This is a genomic window from Pontibacter saemangeumensis (assembly GCF_039541895.1).
Taxonomy (GTDB): Bacteria; Bacteroidota; Bacteroidia; order Cytophagales; family Hymenobacteraceae; genus Pontibacter; species Pontibacter saemangeumensis.
The window spans coordinates 426,258-444,001 of the sequence record NZ_BAABHC010000014.1; the positions used below are offsets into that span (position 1 = coordinate 426,258).

Annotated in this window: 22 protein-coding genes; all 22 read left to right on the forward strand. The window is 54.1% G+C overall.

Annotated elements, in window-relative coordinates:
• The first annotated feature begins 2 nt into the window (after positions 1–2).
• Entirely contained in the window at positions 3–767 is a 765-nt protein-coding gene (gene pstB / locus ABD920_RS12450; RefSeq protein ID WP_345159431.1) for a phosphate ABC transporter ATP-binding protein PstB, read from the forward strand.
• A 72-nt stretch (positions 768–839) separates the two neighbouring features.
• The gene (gene phoU / locus ABD920_RS12455; protein ID WP_345159432.1) at positions 840–1,517 is read left to right on the forward strand and encodes a phosphate signaling complex protein PhoU; all 678 of its coding nucleotides are present in this window, start codon (positions 840–842) and stop codon (positions 1,515–1,517) included.
• A gap of 12 nt (positions 1,518–1,529) precedes the next feature.
• On the forward strand, positions 1,530–1,790 hold the full coding sequence (locus ABD920_RS12460; protein WP_345159434.1) for a hypothetical protein: 261 nt from the start codon (positions 1,530–1,532) through the stop codon (positions 1,788–1,790).
• A 144-nt stretch (positions 1,791–1,934) separates the two neighbouring features.
• The gene (locus ABD920_RS12465; RefSeq protein ID WP_345159832.1) at positions 1,935–2,576 is read left to right on the forward strand and encodes a heme exporter protein CcmB; all 642 of its coding nucleotides are present in this window, start codon (positions 1,935–1,937) and stop codon (positions 2,574–2,576) included.
• 113 nt (positions 2,577–2,689) lie between these two features.
• Positions 2,690–3,355: a cytochrome c biogenesis protein CcsA gene (gene ccsA, locus ABD920_RS12470; RefSeq protein WP_345159436.1), complete on the forward strand. Its 666-nt coding sequence runs from the start codon at positions 2,690–2,692 to the stop codon at positions 3,353–3,355.
• The gene (locus ABD920_RS12475; protein ID WP_345159438.1) at positions 3,342–3,623 is read left to right on the forward strand and encodes a CcmD family protein; all 282 of its coding nucleotides are present in this window, start codon (positions 3,342–3,344) and stop codon (positions 3,621–3,623) included. Before ccsA (ABD920_RS12470) ends, ABD920_RS12475 begins: the two co-directional genes overlap by 14 nt.
• Before the next feature lie 124 nt (positions 3,624–3,747).
• The gene (locus ABD920_RS12480; RefSeq protein ID WP_345159441.1) at positions 3,748–4,077 is read left to right on the forward strand and encodes a hypothetical protein; all 330 of its coding nucleotides are present in this window, start codon (positions 3,748–3,750) and stop codon (positions 4,075–4,077) included.
• 140 nt (positions 4,078–4,217) lie between these two features.
• Positions 4,218–4,643, forward strand: a complete 426-nt coding sequence (locus ABD920_RS12485) for a cytochrome c maturation protein CcmE domain-containing protein (protein ID WP_345159442.1) — start codon at positions 4,218–4,220, stop codon at positions 4,641–4,643.
• Between the two features lie 86 nt (positions 4,644–4,729).
• Complete coding sequence (gene ccsA / locus ABD920_RS12490; protein ID WP_345159445.1) at positions 4,730–7,333, forward strand: cytochrome c biogenesis protein CcsA; 2,604 nt, start codon at positions 4,730–4,732, stop codon at positions 7,331–7,333.
• A 106-nt stretch (positions 7,334–7,439) separates the two neighbouring features.
• Positions 7,440–8,258, forward strand: a complete 819-nt coding sequence (locus tag ABD920_RS12495) for a Rossmann-like and DUF2520 domain-containing protein (RefSeq protein ID WP_345159446.1) — start codon at positions 7,440–7,442, stop codon at positions 8,256–8,258.
• A 105-nt stretch (positions 8,259–8,363) separates the two neighbouring features.
• The gene (locus ABD920_RS12500) at positions 8,364–8,693 is read left to right on the forward strand and encodes a 2Fe-2S iron-sulfur cluster-binding protein (protein ID WP_345159447.1); all 330 of its coding nucleotides are present in this window, start codon (positions 8,364–8,366) and stop codon (positions 8,691–8,693) included.
• A gap of 105 nt (positions 8,694–8,798) precedes the next feature.
• Positions 8,799–9,041 (forward strand): Fe-S cluster assembly protein IscX, encoded by a 243-nt coding sequence (gene iscX / locus ABD920_RS12505; protein ID WP_115565180.1) that lies wholly within the window; start codon positions 8,799–8,801, stop codon positions 9,039–9,041.
• A 160-nt stretch (positions 9,042–9,201) separates the two neighbouring features.
• Positions 9,202–9,699, forward strand: coding sequence for a KdsC family phosphatase (locus ABD920_RS12510; protein WP_345159452.1), 498 nt, complete (start codon positions 9,202–9,204; stop codon positions 9,697–9,699).
• Between the two features lie 121 nt (positions 9,700–9,820).
• A complete protein-coding gene (locus ABD920_RS12515) occupies positions 9,821–10,015 on the forward strand; it encodes a cold-shock protein (protein ID WP_345159453.1) in 195 nt (64 codons plus the stop codon).
• A gap of 104 nt (positions 10,016–10,119) precedes the next feature.
• Positions 10,120–10,962 carry a geranylgeranylglycerol-phosphate geranylgeranyltransferase gene (locus ABD920_RS12520; protein WP_345159454.1) on the forward strand — a complete coding sequence of 281 codons (843 nt, stop codon included), beginning with the start codon at positions 10,120–10,122 and terminating at the stop codon, positions 10,960–10,962.
• 471 nt (positions 10,963–11,433) lie between these two features.
• Positions 11,434–11,880 carry a Fur family transcriptional regulator gene (locus tag ABD920_RS12525; protein WP_345159456.1) on the forward strand — a complete coding sequence of 149 codons (447 nt, stop codon included), beginning with the start codon at positions 11,434–11,436 and terminating at the stop codon, positions 11,878–11,880.
• Between the two features lie 56 nt (positions 11,881–11,936).
• Positions 11,937–12,434, forward strand: a complete 498-nt coding sequence (locus tag ABD920_RS12530) for a DUF4442 domain-containing protein (RefSeq protein WP_345159458.1) — start codon at positions 11,937–11,939, stop codon at positions 12,432–12,434.
• A gap of 151 nt (positions 12,435–12,585) precedes the next feature.
• Positions 12,586–13,098: a hypothetical protein gene (locus tag ABD920_RS12535; protein ID WP_345159459.1), complete on the forward strand. Its 513-nt coding sequence runs from the start codon at positions 12,586–12,588 to the stop codon at positions 13,096–13,098.
• A gap of 405 nt (positions 13,099–13,503) precedes the next feature.
• Positions 13,504–14,292, forward strand: a complete 789-nt coding sequence (locus ABD920_RS12540) for a phytanoyl-CoA dioxygenase family protein (RefSeq protein WP_345159461.1) — start codon at positions 13,504–13,506, stop codon at positions 14,290–14,292.
• A gap of 578 nt (positions 14,293–14,870) precedes the next feature.
• Positions 14,871–15,326, forward strand: a complete 456-nt coding sequence (locus ABD920_RS12545) for a DUF1801 domain-containing protein (protein ID WP_345159462.1) — start codon at positions 14,871–14,873, stop codon at positions 15,324–15,326.
• Positions 15,327–15,452: 126 nt separating this feature from the next.
• Positions 15,453–16,058, forward strand: coding sequence for a phosphoribosylglycinamide formyltransferase (purN, locus tag ABD920_RS12550; protein ID WP_345159464.1), 606 nt, complete (start codon positions 15,453–15,455; stop codon positions 16,056–16,058).
• Positions 16,059–16,076: 18 nt separating this feature from the next.
• Positions 16,077–17,600: a bifunctional phosphoribosylaminoimidazolecarboxamide formyltransferase/IMP cyclohydrolase gene (gene purH / locus ABD920_RS12555; protein ID WP_345159466.1), complete on the forward strand. Its 1,524-nt coding sequence runs from the start codon at positions 16,077–16,079 to the stop codon at positions 17,598–17,600.
• Positions 17,601–17,744: the final 144 nt, after the last annotated feature.

The window sequence follows — 17,744 nt, forward strand, 5'->3', positions numbered from 1 at the left end:
CCATGAGTAAAAGAACGAATAAACTGGAGGCAATTAACCTCGATGCCTATTACGGCGACTTTCAGGCGCTGAAAGGCATCAACATCGCCATGGAAGAAAAGAACGTGACAGCCTTCATCGGGCCTTCGGGCTGTGGCAAATCCACGTTTCTCCGAACATTTAACCGCATGAACGATTATATAGAGGGGTTCCGGACTGAAGGGGAGATCCTGATGGATGGCCGCGACATATATGCGAAGGAGGTGCGCGTGGATGAGCTGCGCAAAGAGGTGGGCATGGTGTTCCAGAAGCCGAATCCCTTCCCGAAGAGCATTTTCGAGAACGTGGTATATGGCCTAAAAATACAGGGCATCAAGAAAAAAGCTATCTTAGAGGAGGCGGCGGAGAAATCGCTGAAGCGGGCCGCCCTCTGGAACGAGGTGAAGGACAACCTGAACAAATCAGCGCTGGCCCTGTCGGGTGGGCAGCAGCAAAGGCTGTGCATTGCCCGGGCGCTGGCCATCTCGCCTTCCGTGCTGCTGATGGACGAGCCGGCCTCCGCCCTCGACCCGCTCTCCACGGCCAAAATAGAGGAGCTGATCTATGAGCTGAAGAACGACTACACCATCGTGATCGTGACGCACAACATGCAGCAGGCGGGCCGCGTGAGCGACAACACGGCATTCTTTTACATGGGGGAGCTGGTGGAGTACGCCAAGACAAAGACCATGTTCACGAGTCCGCAGGATAACCGCACCCAGAACTATATCACCGGCCGTTTCGGTTGAGCCGCCGCGCGCGCCTCTGCCGTATACTGTTAGATTCTGCCATATATAATCAGCCATATATAAATAGATAAGATGCCTCATATTGATGTAGAGTTAGATAAACTGAAAGTAAAACTGCTGGAGATGTGGGACCTGGTGGAGTACCAGCTGCAGAGCGGGCGCGAGGCTATGCTGAACGCCGACCAGGAACTGGCCAAGCAAATCGTGAAGCGCGACCGGAAGGTGAACCAGTTCGACGTCAAGATCGACCGGATGTGCGAGAACTTCTTTGCCCTGTTCACACCCGTGGCCGTGGATTTGCGCCTGGTGCTGGCTGTCCTCAAAATAAACGCCAACCTGGAGCGCATCGGCGACACCGCGTCGGGCATCGCGCGGTTTGCCCAAAAGCTCAGTAGCCCCGTAAGCATGGAGCTGCTGGAACTGACAAACCTGATGCCCATGTACGACGAGGCCATCTCCATGTTCGCCGACTGCCGCGTGGCATTCAAGAACAACGACCCGGTGCTGGCAAAACCCATCATCAAGCGCGACAAGGCGCTGGACAAGATCTACCGCAAATCAGATGGCATCGTGACGAAGTATATGGCCAACAACCCCGACAAGATTTCGGAGGCCCTCGTTATTCTCTCTATTATTAAAAAGGTAGAGCGCGTCGGCGACCAGGTAACGAACATTGCGGAGGAGATCATCTTCTACCGCGAAGCCAAAGTGGTGAAGCACAAGGCCGACAGGAAGAAAAAGAAGGATTAGGCTGTTGGCGGTATGTGGCTGATCGTTGAAATCAGCAAGGTTATATATAGAGCACGGGCCGATAAGGCCCGTGCTTTTTTACTTTTTATCGGTTATATGATACTCTATTGGAATATTTCAAGCCGCAAGTTTTCAACTTGTGGTTTTCCTGATCGCTGGTTTGCAACTTGCGTTGCCCCTCTAAACGCACAAGTTGAAAACTTGACGCCATGCCCTGCCGCAAGTTACCGCTTCGCTCAAACTTGCGGCATAAATGAGCCATTTAACAATTAAACCATTCAACCATATAGCCATATAACAATTAACAACCATCTATCAGCATCTAACAAAAGCCACCCGAAATTACCTTCCCATTCATTTGCGCCTTACCTTTGCAGCAAAACCCAGAAAGTGCTGTTTAAAGAGATCATTTACCTGATTCGCAAAGACCTGGTGCTGGAGTGGCGGCAGAAATACGCCTTTAACGGCATGCTGCTGTATGTCAGCAGCACGGTGTTTGTCTGCTACCTCAGCTTTGGCCTGCGCTCCGGCGCGCTTACGGTCCCGGTCTGGAACGCGGTGCTCTGGATCATCCTGCTGTTTACCTCCGTAAATGCCATTGCCAAAAGCTTTATGCAGGAGAACCGGGGGCGGCTGCTCTACTTCTACTCCATCGTGAGTCCGCAGGGCGTCATCCTGTCCAAGATCATCTACAACGCCCTGCTGATGCTGGTGCTGGCCTTGATCTGCGCGTTGTTTTACGGGCTGGTGCTGGGCAACCCGGTGCAGGATGTGCCCATGTTCCTGCTCTCGATCCTGCTTGGGGCCCTTGGCTTCGCCACCTCCCTCACCATGATTTCGGGCATTGCCTCCAAGGCCGCCAACAGCAGCACGCTGATGGCCGTGCTCAGCTTCCCGGTGATCGTGCCCATGCTGCTGATGCTGATTAAAATGTCGAAAAACGCCCTGGACGGCCTGGACCGTAGCGCCAGCCTCGACGAACTGCTCACCCTGCTTGCCATAAACATGATCGTCGTCACTGTTTCTTACATTTTGTTCCCGTACCTTTGGCGTTCGTAAGGGAGCGGCGATTACCAGAGAAATTCATATATTTTTCAGGCGCTTTGGTGACGAATGGCAAAAGAAAATGTTATAGTTAAAAAAGCGGGAACCGCTTTGTTAATATATTAGAAATGAAGAACAATTGGTGGAAAGTGCTGGCCGTGTTGCTCCTGGTATTTACCGTGGTGGCTGGCATGCTGACAGAAGTTCCCCGGCTGGCGATCCTGAATGAAACCATCCGCAATCTCTACTTCCATGTGCCGATGTGGTTCGGCATGATCCTGATCCTGCTGGTGTCCGTTGTCTACTCCTTCAAATACCTCCGCAACCCCATCGTCCGAAACGACATCATTGCCGCTGAGGCAGCCAAAGTGGGCATCCTGTTCGGCGTGCTGGGCATTGTCACCGGCATGGAGTGGGCGAAGTTCACCTGGGGCGAGTACTGGAGCAACGACCCGAAGCAGAACGGAGCCGCCATCGGCCTGCTGATCTACTTCGCCTACCTCGTGCTGCGCAGTTCCTTCAACGAGCAGCAGCAGCGGGCCCGGATCAGCGCCGTGTATAACATTTTCGCCTTTGCCGCGCTCATTCCCCTGCTGTTCATCTTGCCGCGCCTCACGGACTCGCTCCACCCGGGCAACGGCGGCAACCCCGGCTTCAACACCTACGACCTGGACAGCCGCTTGCGGATGGTGTTTTACCCGGCTGTGGTGGGCTGGACGCTGCTCGGCATCTGGATGGTGAACGTAAAATCAAGATTGGAATTACTCAGACAACGCTTATATGAAACTGTTTAGAATACTGGCTGTCTGGTGCTTCGTGCTGGGCGCCACACTTGGCCTAACACCCGGCCTGCTGGCACAGCCCGAGCAAACGGAGGTAGCGTTTTCGGCCCCTCAGCAGGATGTGGAGATGGCCGACGCCCTGCGCCAGGACGGGAAGATTTACGTGGTGGTGGTGGTGCTGCTCACCGTGATGGTGGGCGTGGTGGTATACCTCATCACGATAGACCGCAAGGTGAGCAAGCTGGAAAAGCAGCTGAAAGACGATTTAGTGAAGAGGTAATAACAACAGTACCTGACAGGGCTTCATCAGGATGTAGGGCAGCTGGCTTTTCATACCTGAAACCGGGGCGGCCGCCGAGGGATTATTTGCGTAGATACGCTCATCCACTTTTAATATTCTGAAGATGAGCATCACCCTGAATCCCCGCCTATACGTTTCGCTTAGCCCGCTGGACCACGTAAAGCCGCACCCGGTAAACGACGGTCGGTTTGACCCCGCCTTTGCCTACAAGGTGCTTGGCGTGTACAGTGCCAGCGAGACATCGGAGTGTTTCTTTATATTGGGCAACACCCACGGCGAAATGTGGTTTATTTCGCAGCGACACCTGCGCACTTACAAGCTACTGGACTCAGACGAGTTTTTTGTAGAACTGGAAGCACGGCACAGCGGTTTGGAAGACGGAAGCACTGCTGTAGCCCGAGTACTGCCTCTTGCAGGCAATGACAACCACTGACAGGGATAAACCCGATGGTGTCTGGCGCTGCTTTGTAGGCAAAAAATGATAAATATCCCTAACTGCGATGGATTTAAAACCTCCAAACGCGTGTTAGGCTATCAGAATAAGGAATCAGATCACTCATTATTCATATATAGATGAAAAAGTCACACATCATCGGCATTATCGTCATCGCGCTCGCCATCGGTATCATCATGTCTTCTGCGGGCGACGCCAGCACCTATGTGTCGTTCGGCGAGGCCATTGAGCGGGCCGAAGACGGCAACGAAACCAAAGTGCACGTGGTGGGCCGCCTGAAGAAAGACGCGCAGGGCCACATCGTGGGCATGAACTACGACCCGCTGAAAGACCCGAACTACTTTTCCTTTACCCTCGTGGACACCAACCGCGTGGAGCAGCAGGTCGTGTACTTCAACCCGAAACCACAGGATTTTGAGCGCTCGGAGCAGGTGGTGATTACCGGCAACATGCAGAACAACGTGTTTGTGGCCGACAAGATCCTGCTCAAGTGCCCGTCTAAGTACGTGGAAAAAGAAGTGCAGCAAAACACGGCAAGCCTTTGATTTAGTTAAAAGTTAAGAGTTATGAGTTAAAAGTTGACTACTCTCATAACTCTTAACTCATAACTTTTAACTCTTAACTATACAAAATGATTAATACGCTGATCGGGGATATTGGCCATGCAAGTGTGATTGTGGCTTTTGTGGCGGCCATTGTATCCTCTTACGCATATTTCATGGCCTCGCGCAACAAGGTGGAGGCTACCGGCGACAACAGCTGGCGCAACCTGGCACGGGGCGCGTTTTACGTGCACGCGGCGGCGGTGCTGATGGTGGTGTTCGCGCTGTTCAACATTATATATGAGCACCGCTACGAGTACTACTACGCCTGGAGCCACTCCTCTAACCACCTGCCGGTGTACTATATGATCTCCTGCTTCTGGGAGGGCCAGGAAGGCTCTTTCCTGCTGTGGATCTTCTGGCACGTGATGCTGGGCCTGGCCCTGATCAAAGGCGGCAAGCGAAACAAAGAGTGGGAAGCCCCTGTGATGGCGATGTTCTCGTTCGTGCAGCTCTTCCTGACCTCGATGATACTGGGTATCGTAATCGGTGACCTGAAGATAGGCTCCTCTCCTTTCATCCTGATGCGCGATTTCATGACAGACGCCCCGGTGTTTGCCATGGACCCTAACTTTGTACCGCAGGATGGCACCGGCCTCAACCCGCTGCTGCAGAACTACTGGATGGTGATTCACCCGCCCACGCTGTTCCTGGGCTTTGCGGCCACATTGGTGCCGTTCGCCTTCGCGATGGCCGGCCTCTGGAAGGGCAAGTTTGTGGAGTGGGTGAAGCCTGCGCTGCCATGGGCGCTCTTTGCGGCGGTGGTTTTGGGCGTGGGCACCGTGATGGGCGCTTACTGGGCCTATGAAACACTGAACTTCGGTGGTTACTGGAACTGGGACCCGGTGGAGAACGCCGTTTATATCCCTTGGCTCGTGCTGGTGGGCGCTATCCATACCATGATCGCCTACCGCCGTGGCAAGCAGGGCCTGAAGGCTTCTTTTATCCTCGTCATCTCCTCTTTCATCCTCATTTTATATGCCACCTTCCTGACAAGAAGCGGCATCCTAGGCAACGCCTCGGTGCACTCTTTCACCGACCTGGGCCTGTCTGGCCAGTTGTTCGCCTATTTAGCGGTATTTGCTGCGCTGGCGGTTGGGTTGCTGGTATATAGATGGAAAAGCATCCCGACGACAGAGAAGGAGCTTTCGACTTACAACGGCGAGTTCTGGGTTTTCATCGGCGCTGCCGTGCTTTGCCTGGCCGGTTTCCAGGTGCTGGTAACCACCTCCATCCCGGTATATAACTCCTTCCTGGGCTTTATCGGCATCGAGTCAAACGCCGCGTTGCCTGCTGACCAGATCGAGCACTATACCAAGTTCCAGTTGTGGGCCGGTGTGGGCATCGCCATCCTGTCCGGTATCGGCCAGCTGCTGTGGTGGAGAAAAGGCGAGCAGACTAAAAACTCGTTCATCGACGCCATCATGCTGCCGGGCATGCTGACGCTGCTGTTCGCCAGCCTGATCATTGTGCTGTCGAAGATGGGCATGCTTTCCGAAACCATTGATAACCCGGTCTATATCACGCTGCTGGTGGCGGCCCTGTTTGCGGTGTTCGCCAACCTAAGCATCATCCTGAACCTGCTGCACAAGAAAGTGACGCTTTCGGGCGGCGCGGTCTCCCATATAGGCATTGCCCTGATGCTGATCGGCATCCTGTTCTCTTCGGGCTACTCTAACATTATCTCGCAGAACACCTCCGGCATGGTGTACTCGCGCGAGTTCCCGGATGATATAAACCGCGATAACGTGCTGCTGTGGCGCAACACCCCCGTGGAAATGGACAAGTACACCGTAAGTTACCACGGGCAGTTCCAGGAAGTGAAGGGCGTACCGGAGTACGTGAACCGGGAGCTGCTTTTCCCGACGGCGGATGAATACAAAGCCATTGCGCGCGGCGACATCAAAGTAGGTGACAAGGTCTATTTCAAGACAGGCGACACGCTGGATCTAGAGGCCCCGGAGAATACGTTTTACCAGGTGCAGTACAAGGAGCGCGAGGGCGATGATTCGTTCACCCTCTACCCGCGCGCGCAGGTGAACCCGAACATGGGCCTGCTGGCCTCCCCGGACATTAAGCACTTCGCTGACAAAGACTTGTACTCCCACGTTTCGTCTGTGCCAGACCCGAACGAGGAGAAAGACTGGGGCGACCTGCAGGAGTTTGAGGTGGCCGTTGGCGACACTATCATCATAAACGATTACGTGGCCGTATTCAATGGCATCGAACGCATCGAACAGGTGCCGGGCGTGGCCATGGCAGAAGGCGATGTGGCCGTGCAGGCGGATATGAAAATCATGGGCGAGCGCAAGGAATACCACGCGCACCCTGTCCTGATGATCAAAGACCAGATGATGGGCCGCGTGCCGGAAGAGGTCGCTGACCTGGGCCTGCGCATCACGTTCCTGAACATCGACACGGAGAATAACAAGTTTAAGATCGGGGTGAACGCCTCGCAGAAGGATTATATCATCCTGAAGGCGATGGAGAAACCGTTTGTGAACGTGCTCTGGATCGGGACGATTGTGATGAGCATCGGGTTTGTGATGGCGATTGTGCGCCGCAACCAGGAAGGTGGCACGCCGAAGCAAGCCGCCACCCCGAAGAAATCGAGAAAGGCGCAGACAGCCTAAGTGTTGCCAACGCACCGGTTAAAAAGCCTTTGCTCCTACAGCGAAGGCTTTTTAATTTTGCGGCACGCAGGGCTCAACAGCCTATACCAACGAAACCCCGCCCTATATGAAATCGGCTGAAAAGAAACGCATTGCGCTGATTGGTGCAGGCAACGTGGCCTGGCACCTGGCGCCGGGGCTCGCCGCCGCGGGCCACGCCATTACCGCCATATATAGCCGCAGCCCCGCCCCGCGCGAGGCGCTGGCCAGGCAGCTGCCACAGGCCCGGCCGGTTGCTTCGCTGGATCTGGAGCATATAGCCGCAGAGGTGGTGCTGCTGGCGGTGCCGGACGCGGCCCTGGCCGACGTAGCGGCTGCGTTGAAAGTAAGCCTGGGCACCATTGTGGCGCATACCTCCGGCTCGCAGCCGCTTGCCGTGCTTCAGCCAGTGCGAGGGGCATCGATAGGCGTCTTTTACCCGCTGCAGACCTTCTCCAAATCGAAACCTGTGGACCTTTCCAACACGCCGCTCCTGGTGGAGGCGCAGGAGGAAGAAACGCTGCTGCAATTAGAGCAACTGGCCTTTAGCATCAGCAGCAAGGTATACCGGGTATCTTCCGAAGCGAGGAGCCGGCTGCACCTGGCGGCGGTGTTTGCCTGCAACTTCACCAACCACCTGCTGGGCATCAGCCAGCAACTGCTGCGCGAGGCAAATCTGCCCAAAGAGCTCCTGCAGCCGCTGATAGAAGAGACAATGGAGAAGGCGGCACAGCAAAACCCTTTTGCGGTGCAGACCGGACCGGCGGTGCGCGGAGACGGGAATGTGCTGCAGGCGCACCTGCAGATGCTGCGCCAACACCCCCGCTACCAGGCCATATATAGCCAGCTTTCCCAAAGCATCCGGGAACAGGCTTCGGACGGCCCCAACCAGGCAGATCAAAGCTAACCTTAAGGCCTGTTCTGTTGTTTAAGTATGTAGCCCATTGGGGCAGCTGTTTTGATTCGGCAGCAGGCCTTTGTAAATTGCGGCCCTAACACTGATACAGAAGAAATGAAAGTCGTAAATATAACCTTTAAGTTTGCCGATGGCTCACCGGACGAGACGCACCCCGCGGTAGAGGGGGAGTCGGTGCTGGACGTGGCCCTCAACAATGACATAAGACTGCAGCATAACTGCGGCGGCGTGTGCGGCTGCAGCACGTGCCACGTATATATAGAGGCCGGCATGGACGACCTGCCCGAGATCTCGGACAAGGAGGAAGACTACATCGACCGCGCCGTGGACCCGCGCATCAACTCCCGCCTGGGCTGCCAGTGCGTGGTGCAGGGCAACGAAGACGTGGTGGTGACTATTCCGGAGCAGGACTTCCTGGGACACTAATTTTAAATTGCTGCATGGCTGCATGGTTAAATTGTTGGTCTTCCTATGCCGGGGCCTCAACCTTTAAAAACCATTCAGCCATTTAACCATAAAACCATTTATAAGATGAACAAGAGCTACGAGCCACCCATCCACTGGAACGATTACGAAGACATCGCGATGGCGCTGTACGAGAAGTTCGGTGACGACTTCACGGAGTCCAAGATATACCGCATCCGCTTCACTGAACTGCTGGACTGGGTCCTGTCGTTGCCGAACTTTGAGGGCACGCGCGAGCAGGCCAACGAAGGCCACCTGGAGCAGATCCAGGCTGCCTGGGTATATGAGTGGCGCGACAACCAGGATTAAGTTTATCGGACAGCTATATATGCCGTGTCCCGATCCTTTCAAAGGTTCTTCCCGAGGGAAGAACCTTTTCCTGTTTTAAGCATATATACGGCAGCGCCGAAGCGGCTGAGGCTGCGCTGTGTTTTATTTTATTGTCTGATATTTCTTTGTTTTAAAACCTATGGCTATTACTCAAACCGACCTTACCCGCATCAACACCTTTATATTTGATGTAGACGGCGTGCTCACCGACGGGCTGCTTTACTGCTTTGCCGACGGGGAGCAGGTGCGGGCCTTCAACATCAAAGACGGCTTTGCCATCAAGCACGCCATCCGGCAGGGCTACCGCGTGGCGGTTATATCTGGCAAAGACGAGACGGGCGTGCGCAAGCGCCTCAAGCAGCTGGGCATTGAGGACATATACCTGGGGGTGGAGGAAAAGGTGGATACCTTCGAGGACTACATCTACATGCAGGGCATACACCCGGCCACGGTAGCCTATATGGGCGACGACATGCCGGATTTTGAGGTGATGGAGCGCTGCGGGCTCCGGGCCTGCCCGGCTGATGCCGCCGAGGACATCCGGGAGATCAGCACCTTCATCTCCACGAAAAAAGGGGGCCGTGGTGCGGTGCGGGAGCTGATTGAGCAGATCATGAAAGCACAGGATAAGTGGTAGGCATCCGTATATATACTTTTTATTCAAACTAATAGAAGATTTCTCTTAATATAACATTGCATATATAAAAATAAATCTTTAGTTTACGATCAGTTAATTACCTAATAAATTATTCATCTTTATGAAGACAGGAAAAGTAAAGTTTTTTATTGAGTCAAAGGGTTTTGGTTTTATAACTGAAGACGAGACAAACGAGGATTTCTTTGTGCATGCAAGCGGCCTGAACGGTGTGGACATCCAGCAGCACGACCGCGTGGCATTTGACACGCAGGAAGGCAAGAAAGGGATCAATGCTGTGAATGTGAAAAGAATCTAGCACAGTCTACTCCACCGTTACTGGAAAAGCCCCTTGCAAGGGGCTTTTTTTATTGCTGTTCCCGGTTGCTCCCCTACCTTTGCACCGTTATATCCCCCTGCCACATGAAGCCTTTTTTAAGCCTTATACGCGCCCAGAACCTGCTGATGGTTGTGCTGAGCCAGGCGCTGGTACAGGCTTGCCTGCTGTCGGCGGGGGTGCAATGGGCCAAGGTGCTGGAGCCGGGCTTCCTGGCCCTCACCTTTTCCACGGTGTGCATTGCGGCCGCCGGCTATATCATCAACGACTATTACGACGTGAAGATAGACGCCATCAACAAGCCGGAGCGGCTGCTGGTGGGGCGTATTATCCGCAGGCGCCGGGCCATGTTCGCGCACCTGGTGCTGTCCTTTGCTGGCGTCCTGATCGGGGGGCTCCTGATGGTGCGGGTGGGGCTGATCAACCTGGGGGCGGTGCTGCTGCTGTGGGGTTACTCGGCGCGGCTGAAAAAGCTCCCGCTCATCGGGAATGTGGCCATTGCGCTGTTGTCGGCGTCTATGCTGCTGGTGGTGGCGGTATATGACGCCATGCTGAACAAGACCACGCTGGGCTATGCCCTGTTCGCCTTCCTCATCTCGCTCATCCGGGAAATCATCAAAGACATAGAGGATATGAAAGGCGACTCCTCCTTCGACTGCCGCACGCTGCCCATCGTGCTGGGAATGCGGGGTGCCAAATACATCCTGTATCCGCTCATTGCAGCTTTCATGGCCCTGCTGATCGCCAGCGTGCTGCACCCTTCCACTCCGCTGCTTTTCGATGGCTATATGCTGGCCCTGGTGCTGGCCCCCAGCGTGTGGATGGTGGTGAAACTGGCGCGGGCCGACCGAAAGGCTGACTTCACCTATCTGAGTAACCTGAACAAACTGATCATGCTGCTGGGCATCCTGTCGATGCTACTGGTATAAGAAAAGCCCGAGCCAACCGGTCCGGGCTTTTGTGCTAATAGGGTATAAAGGCGGATAGATTTGTTTTTGTATGATCAGCCGGCAGCTGGTGTCAGTTTGGCAGGCAGGCACTTGTACATACTCAGAGGCCTTTCGAAGCAACATGCGGCCTAACGCTGCACCTATTGACGGTGCCGTTTTTGGCGCCTCCTGCTGCACCAGGCTTGTCCTGCAGCGCCCTCTCCTCCTGATCGGCTCTTGAATAGCAGTGATCCGCAGCTGCTGTAGGATTGTCTGCAAATAAGCTAAAAATCCCCACAGCTATATATACGGGTTTTGCTATTTAAGGATGAAAAATCGCTGGAAAATAGCATGATCAATTCTCATGTTCACGATCAGGCAAACAGAAGCCACGGGAATAATGATGTTTAACCGTGGGTTTATGTGGTTTTTATGGACAGGAGCGATTAAAACTGTATATTTACCAACGCTATGGAAAACCAACACAGCAATGTATCGCGAAAGACACAGGAATTGCTGCAGCAGTACATGCTCCGCAAAACCAACTGCCGGTTAGAGGTACTGGCGCTCCTGCTGAAAAACAACTACGCGCTGGCCCACTCCGACATTGAGAAGCAACTCGGAGCCAGATACGACCGCGTGACCCTCTACAGAACGCTGCACTCGTTTGAGGAGAAGGGCCTGGTGCACAGCATCAACGACGTGAGCGGGGCAGTGAAGTATGCGCTCTGCCAGGAGGCCTGCAACCAGCACCAGCACCACGACAACCATATTCACTTTAACTGCACGTCCTGCGGCCAGACATTCTGCCTGAACGAGGTGGACGTGCCAGCCCCTGCATTGCCCGCCGGGTACAGGGTGCACAGCCTGCATTTTTCGGCGCAGGGGGTTTGCGGCGCCTGCGGAGACGCGCGGTAGCGCCTTCCCTCCCGCCCTATTTGCGCAAGCCAAACCATTTGCTTTACTCCCCTGCCATGCCCCGCCAAACAGACAATGCCGCCACCTTCCGCGCCCTGGTGCTATCCCCGGTGAAGTTCCGCCTGTTTATGCTGTCCCGGCTGCCGATGGCCTATATGGCCGGGCTCCGGGTATCGGCCATCACGCCGGCGCTGGCCACGGTGCGCGTGCCCTACAAGTACCTTAACAAAAACCCGTTCCGGTCTATCTACTTCGCCTGCCTCAGCATGGCCGCAGAGCTATCGACGGGGGTGCTTTGCATGATGCAGGTATATAAATCGGTTCCTGCCATATCGATGCTGGTGGTGCGCATGGAAGCCGACTTCACAAAAAAGTCCGTCGGCACTATCGCCTTCACCTGCCACGACGGGGCGGCCATCGCTGCGGCCGCTGAGAGAACAAAGGCAACCGGGGAAGGGGTCACGGTAACTGCCACCAGCATAGGCGTGGACGAAAGCGGCGATCAGGTCGCCACCTTTCGCTTTACCTGGTCGCTCAAGGCAAAACGGAAGTAGGGAGTTTCTTTTGTTACCTCAGGGTCTATATAAGTGTTAGTTGTCTTTATTTATATATTGAAAATAGCTTCGATTTCTCCTATTTTAGGTGGCTATTCGGAATTAATCCCGTGTAACCTATGGTAAAACGAGATTTTAATTACAGAAATTTATGAAGGTAGTTGCTTTGGGTATGGCACTTCTGTTTTGTCTCACAAGCTTTCAGCCCTACGATGAAACCGAAGGTCTTTGTAAGAAGAATGAAGAAGTGATTTACACCTTCAAGTTGATTGACAGCTTAAAGGCTATTTATATATGTAAGAACAAAAAAAACCAGTATCTGGTTTACAGGTTCGGTACCGATAAAAGAATCGAATTTGAATATCCTGGAAAGCTTGACTCATCTTCATGGAAAGCATTTGAGCTTTACGGAGTAAAACGCTTTGGCGGAAAGGCTAACGCTGGCTTCGGAGACTATTCTCTCTCCTTCCATAATGATGGAGTAAAATATGAAGTCTACGAAAGATGGAGTGATGAAGAAGAAAGCCAGGAAACAGGAGTTAGAGTTACGGCCAATGGCAAAGAGACTATATTGAAGGGTAATCTGAAGTCGCAAAAAGGAAGCTTACTCAGACTGGACGATGAGAGTGACAGAGTAGAAAACAGGGCTGGTGAAGAAGAATAATTCCGTATAATCGAGTGCATAATGTAAGTTTTGGCTCCGCCTCATCCACATCATGCACAAGCAGTTAATTTCGGGATAAGTATCAAATTGACTGAATAATTCGTTGCATTAGGGAAAGGAGAAGGAATATAAGACAAGGCAAACTTTGATACATTGGACAACAAAAAACCTTTACAAGCTTCCTGACCAAAAATTGAAAGAAGTATCCGACTTTGCTGAATTCCTATTGAGCAAATTAGAAAACAGGCTCCTGACAGAGGGAATCCAGAAGTTGCCATCAGATTCCGAATCGTTCCGGTTCCAAAAATGAGTCAAACTCATACGGCGGCAGTTACAGGTAATTATCAGCCCGCCGCAGCGCAGAGCCGTTAGGCAAAACATCCGCAGATACAGCCCGATGAATAAATGAGACAGGTGCTTAACGAGAGCCAGATTCAGCAGTTCATACAGCACGGCTATGTCAGGCTGGAGGGCGCTTTTCCCCGCAGTCTGGCGGAGGAAGGGCGCCGCATTCTGTGGAAAGACACCGGCTGCGGACCTAAAGATCCTACAACCTGGACGCAGCCTGTTGTGCGGCTTGGTGATTATGCCCAGGAGCCCTTCGACAAAGCCGTGAACACGCCCATGCTTCACGCTGCTTTCGACCAGTTGGTTGGCGCAGGCAGGTGGCTCTCCCGTCATAGTCTCGGCACGTTTCCGGTACGCTTTCCGGGTACAGCTGACCCCGGCGATGCCGGCTGGCATGTGGACGCAAGTTTTCCGGGAGAAGATCCGGCTGATATTTTCTCTTGGCGGGTGAATGTAACCTCGAAGGGAAGAGCCCTGCTGATGCTGTTCCTTTTCTCTGATGTGGCGGAGCGGGATGCCCCCACCCGTATCCGGGCAGGCTCGCATTTGGATGTGGCGCGCCTCCTGGCCCCGCACGGAGCCGTAGGCCTCTCGTTTATGGAACTGGCAGACAAGCTATATATAACCGCTGGCAGGCAGGAAGTACTGGCCACTGGCGAGGCAGGAACCGTTTACCTTTGTCACCCCTTTCTGGCGCATGCAGCCCAGGCGCACCACGGCGAAACACCCCGGTTCATGGCCCAGCCCCCGCTTTGTGCAGCAGAAGAATTCGAGCTTCATCGGGCAGACGCCGCTTACGCACCAGTGGAAACTGCCATCCGGAAGGGGATTGGTTTAGATAATTAAAAGCCTGCCCTTGGTGCCACCCAGTATTATTTAAAAATGAGTATGTATTTAATGAGCAATGGCTGCCGCATCTATATATAAAGTAAGCTTTATATAAAGTAAGCTTTGAAATTGGCATATCTCAATTTGTTGTGAACTAACAAACTATCTCCCTATATAAACCTCCGGCAGTCAGTTCAGGGCGAAACTGTTTCCAGTTTTCCCTTGAGGCGCCGGGGGTAGGGTCCCCCTGTTCCGAGAGCTTCCGGTGCCGCGGGAGCGGCAGTCGTAAGACAGGAAACGAAATAGAGGGTTCCTACCCCCAGCAGCGCCGAAGGGGAAAACGAGGCCTCTCAGCCTGAGAGCACCACACCCAGCTATAGAACTTGAAAGTAGTGAAGCCGGAGGGGTAGGCAGCGGATAGCAGCATAGGCAGAATATTTTCTAAGTTCACGTTATATTACGAAGGTCACAGGCGGTAGCTTTCGGCCTTTTCCAGCACCGCTGTATACCCGAGCTTCCTGCCCGATGAAGAAGCAGGTTCGGTAAAGACTACTCCCTTAGTGTATGAAATCACAAGCATCACCAAGTAAAAACCCATGCCTGACGTACCCGACTCACCCGAAGCCTATATAAACCTCCTTCCCGGCGACAGGAGAGACGCCCTGGCTGCGCTGAGGAGGGTGCTGAAAGAAAACCTGCCGGCTGGCTTCGCCGAGACCATGGGCTACGGCATGATCGGCTATGTGGTGCCGCACGCCCTCTACCCCGCCGGCTACCACTGCGACCCTCAACTGCCCTTGCCATTCATCAGCATCGCCTCGCAGAAGAACTTCATCGCGGTGTACCATATGGGCCTGTATGCGGATCAGGAGTTGCTGGGATGGTTTGTGCAGGAGTACCCGAAGCACTGCCAATCCAGGCTGTATATGGGCAAAAGCTGCATCCGCTTCAGGAAACCAGCTCATATACCCTACAAACTCATCGGTGAGCTTGCCGCGAAAATGACGCCGCGGGCCTGGATGGCACTATATGAGCGCCAGCTGAAAAAGTAGCGCGAAAAGAGCATCTATATATACTTTGGTTTCCATCGCCCCGATATACCCTATATAATAAGGCGTACCCGCTGGCTTCTACGGCCAAACCCCTTATATTTGCGGTTTCATTAGAAGTGCATACTTTTGGAACGACCAGCTAAGAAAAATATAGTCATATTCGCTTCGGGATCGGGAAGCAACGCCCAGCGCCTGCTGGAGCACTTCGAGCACCACCCTGCCATTCGTGTGGCCGCCCTTTTCTCCAACAACCCGAACGCCTATGCCCTCCAAAGAGCCGAGACTTACCACGTCCCGGCTTTTTTATTTAACCGGGAGGAGTTTTACAAATCCGACAAGGTGCTGCAGCAGATACAGCAGTTCAACACCGACCTGATCGTGCTGGCGGGCTTCCTGTGGCTGGTGCCGCAGAACCTGCTCCAGGCGTTCCCCAACCAGATCATCAACATACACCCGGCCCTGCTGCCCCGGTACGGCGGCAAAGGCATGCACGGCAGGCACGTACATACGGCTGTGGTGCAGTCCGGTGACGCAGAGTCCGGCATCACCATCCATTATATAAACGAGGAGTACGACAAAGGCGCATTCATCCTGCAGGAGCGCTGCCCGGTGCTGCCCACTGATACACCGGAAGACCTGGCCGCCCGCGTGCTGCAACTGGAGCACAAGCACCTGCCGCTGGTGGTAGAGCAGTTGCTATCAGCGCAGGATCAACCAAAAACAGACCTTTAACCCAAACAAGCCATATCCATGCAATCCGTTAAAATCAAATCCGCACTCATATCAGTTTATTACAAAGACCGCCTCGAGCCGCTGGTGGAGCTTCTGAAGCAGCACAACGTGACTATATACTCCACGGGTGGCACACAGACCTTTTTAGAGGAGCAGGGCGCCCAGGTGGTGGCCGTGGAAGACCTGACGGCTTACCCCTCCATATTCGGTGGAAGGGTGAAAACGCTGCACCCGAAGGTATTCGGCGGCATCCTGCACCGCCGCGACAACGAGAGCGACCTTGCGGAGCGAGAGAAGTTCGAGATTCCGCCCATCGACCTGGTGGTGGTGGATTTATATCCCTTTGAGGAAACAGTAGCCTCTGGCGCTTCGGAGGCAGAGGTGATCGAGAAGATCGACATCGGCGGCATCTCCCTGATCCGGGCGGCAGCCAAGAATTTTAAGGATGTGCTGATTGTTTCGTCGCGTGACCAGTACGGGGAGGTAGTGGAACTGCTGCAGGCCAAGGACGGCGCCACCGACATCGGGGACCGCAAGCGTTTTGCCGCAAAGGCCTTTGATGTGTCCTCGCATTACGACACGCACATCTTCAACTATATGCATGCAGACGAAGAGACGCCCGTGTTCAAGCAGAGCCTGCGCGAGAGCACGCCGCTGCGCTATGGCGAAAACCCGCATCAGAAAGGCACTTTCTACGGAAAGCTGGAAGACCTGTTTGAGCAACTGAACGGCAAGCAACTGTCTTACAACAACCTCGTGGACGTGGACGCCGCCGTGGCCCTGGGCGCTGAGTTCGAGGAGCCGACCGTCGCCATCCTGAAGCACACCAATGCCTGCGGCTGCGCCTCTGCCGATACGATCAAGGAAGCCTATTTGCTGGCGCTTTCGTCTGACCCGGTGTCTGCCTTCGGCGGCGTCATCATCGCGAACAGAACCATTGACCTGGGCACCGCCGAAGAGCTGAACAAGCTGTTTTTCGAGGTGTTGATCGCACCCGCGTATGATGCCGACGCACTGGAACTGCTGCGCTCCAAGAAAAACCGTATCCTGCTGAAGCAGAAGGACGTGGAGCTTCCGAAAAAACTGTTCAAGACATTGCTGAACGGCGTGATTGAGCAGGACAAGGACCTGGCCACGGAGACAGAGGCCGATTTCAAAACAGCGACAGAGCGCGAGCCGACAGCCGAGGAGAAAAAGGCCCTGGTGTTCGCCGCCAAGGTGTGCAAGCACACCAAGTCCAACACCATTGTGCTGGCCACCGACAAGATGATGTACGCCAGCGGCGTGGGCCAGACCTCCCGCGTGGATGCCCTGCGCCAGGCCATCGAGAAGGCCCGCAGCTTCGGCTTCGACCTGAGCCAGACGGTGATGGCCTCCGACGCCTTCTTCCCCTTCCCGGACTGCGTGGAGATCGCAGACCAGGCCGGCATCAAAGCCGTGGTGCAGCCCGGCGGCTCCATCAAGGACAAGGATTCTGTCGCCTACTGCGACGCGCATAATATGGCCATGGTGATGACGGGCGTGCGCCATTTCAAGCACTAACGGGTATATATCGTTTCTCCTGAAAATCCCTGGACCGGTACAAGGCCAGGGATTTTTTTATGCCTTTCCGGAGAGGCTGTGCGTCACCGCTTTAGGGGATAAACAGGGGAATATTCAATTTTATCGTAGCGCAAGCCGTTATAA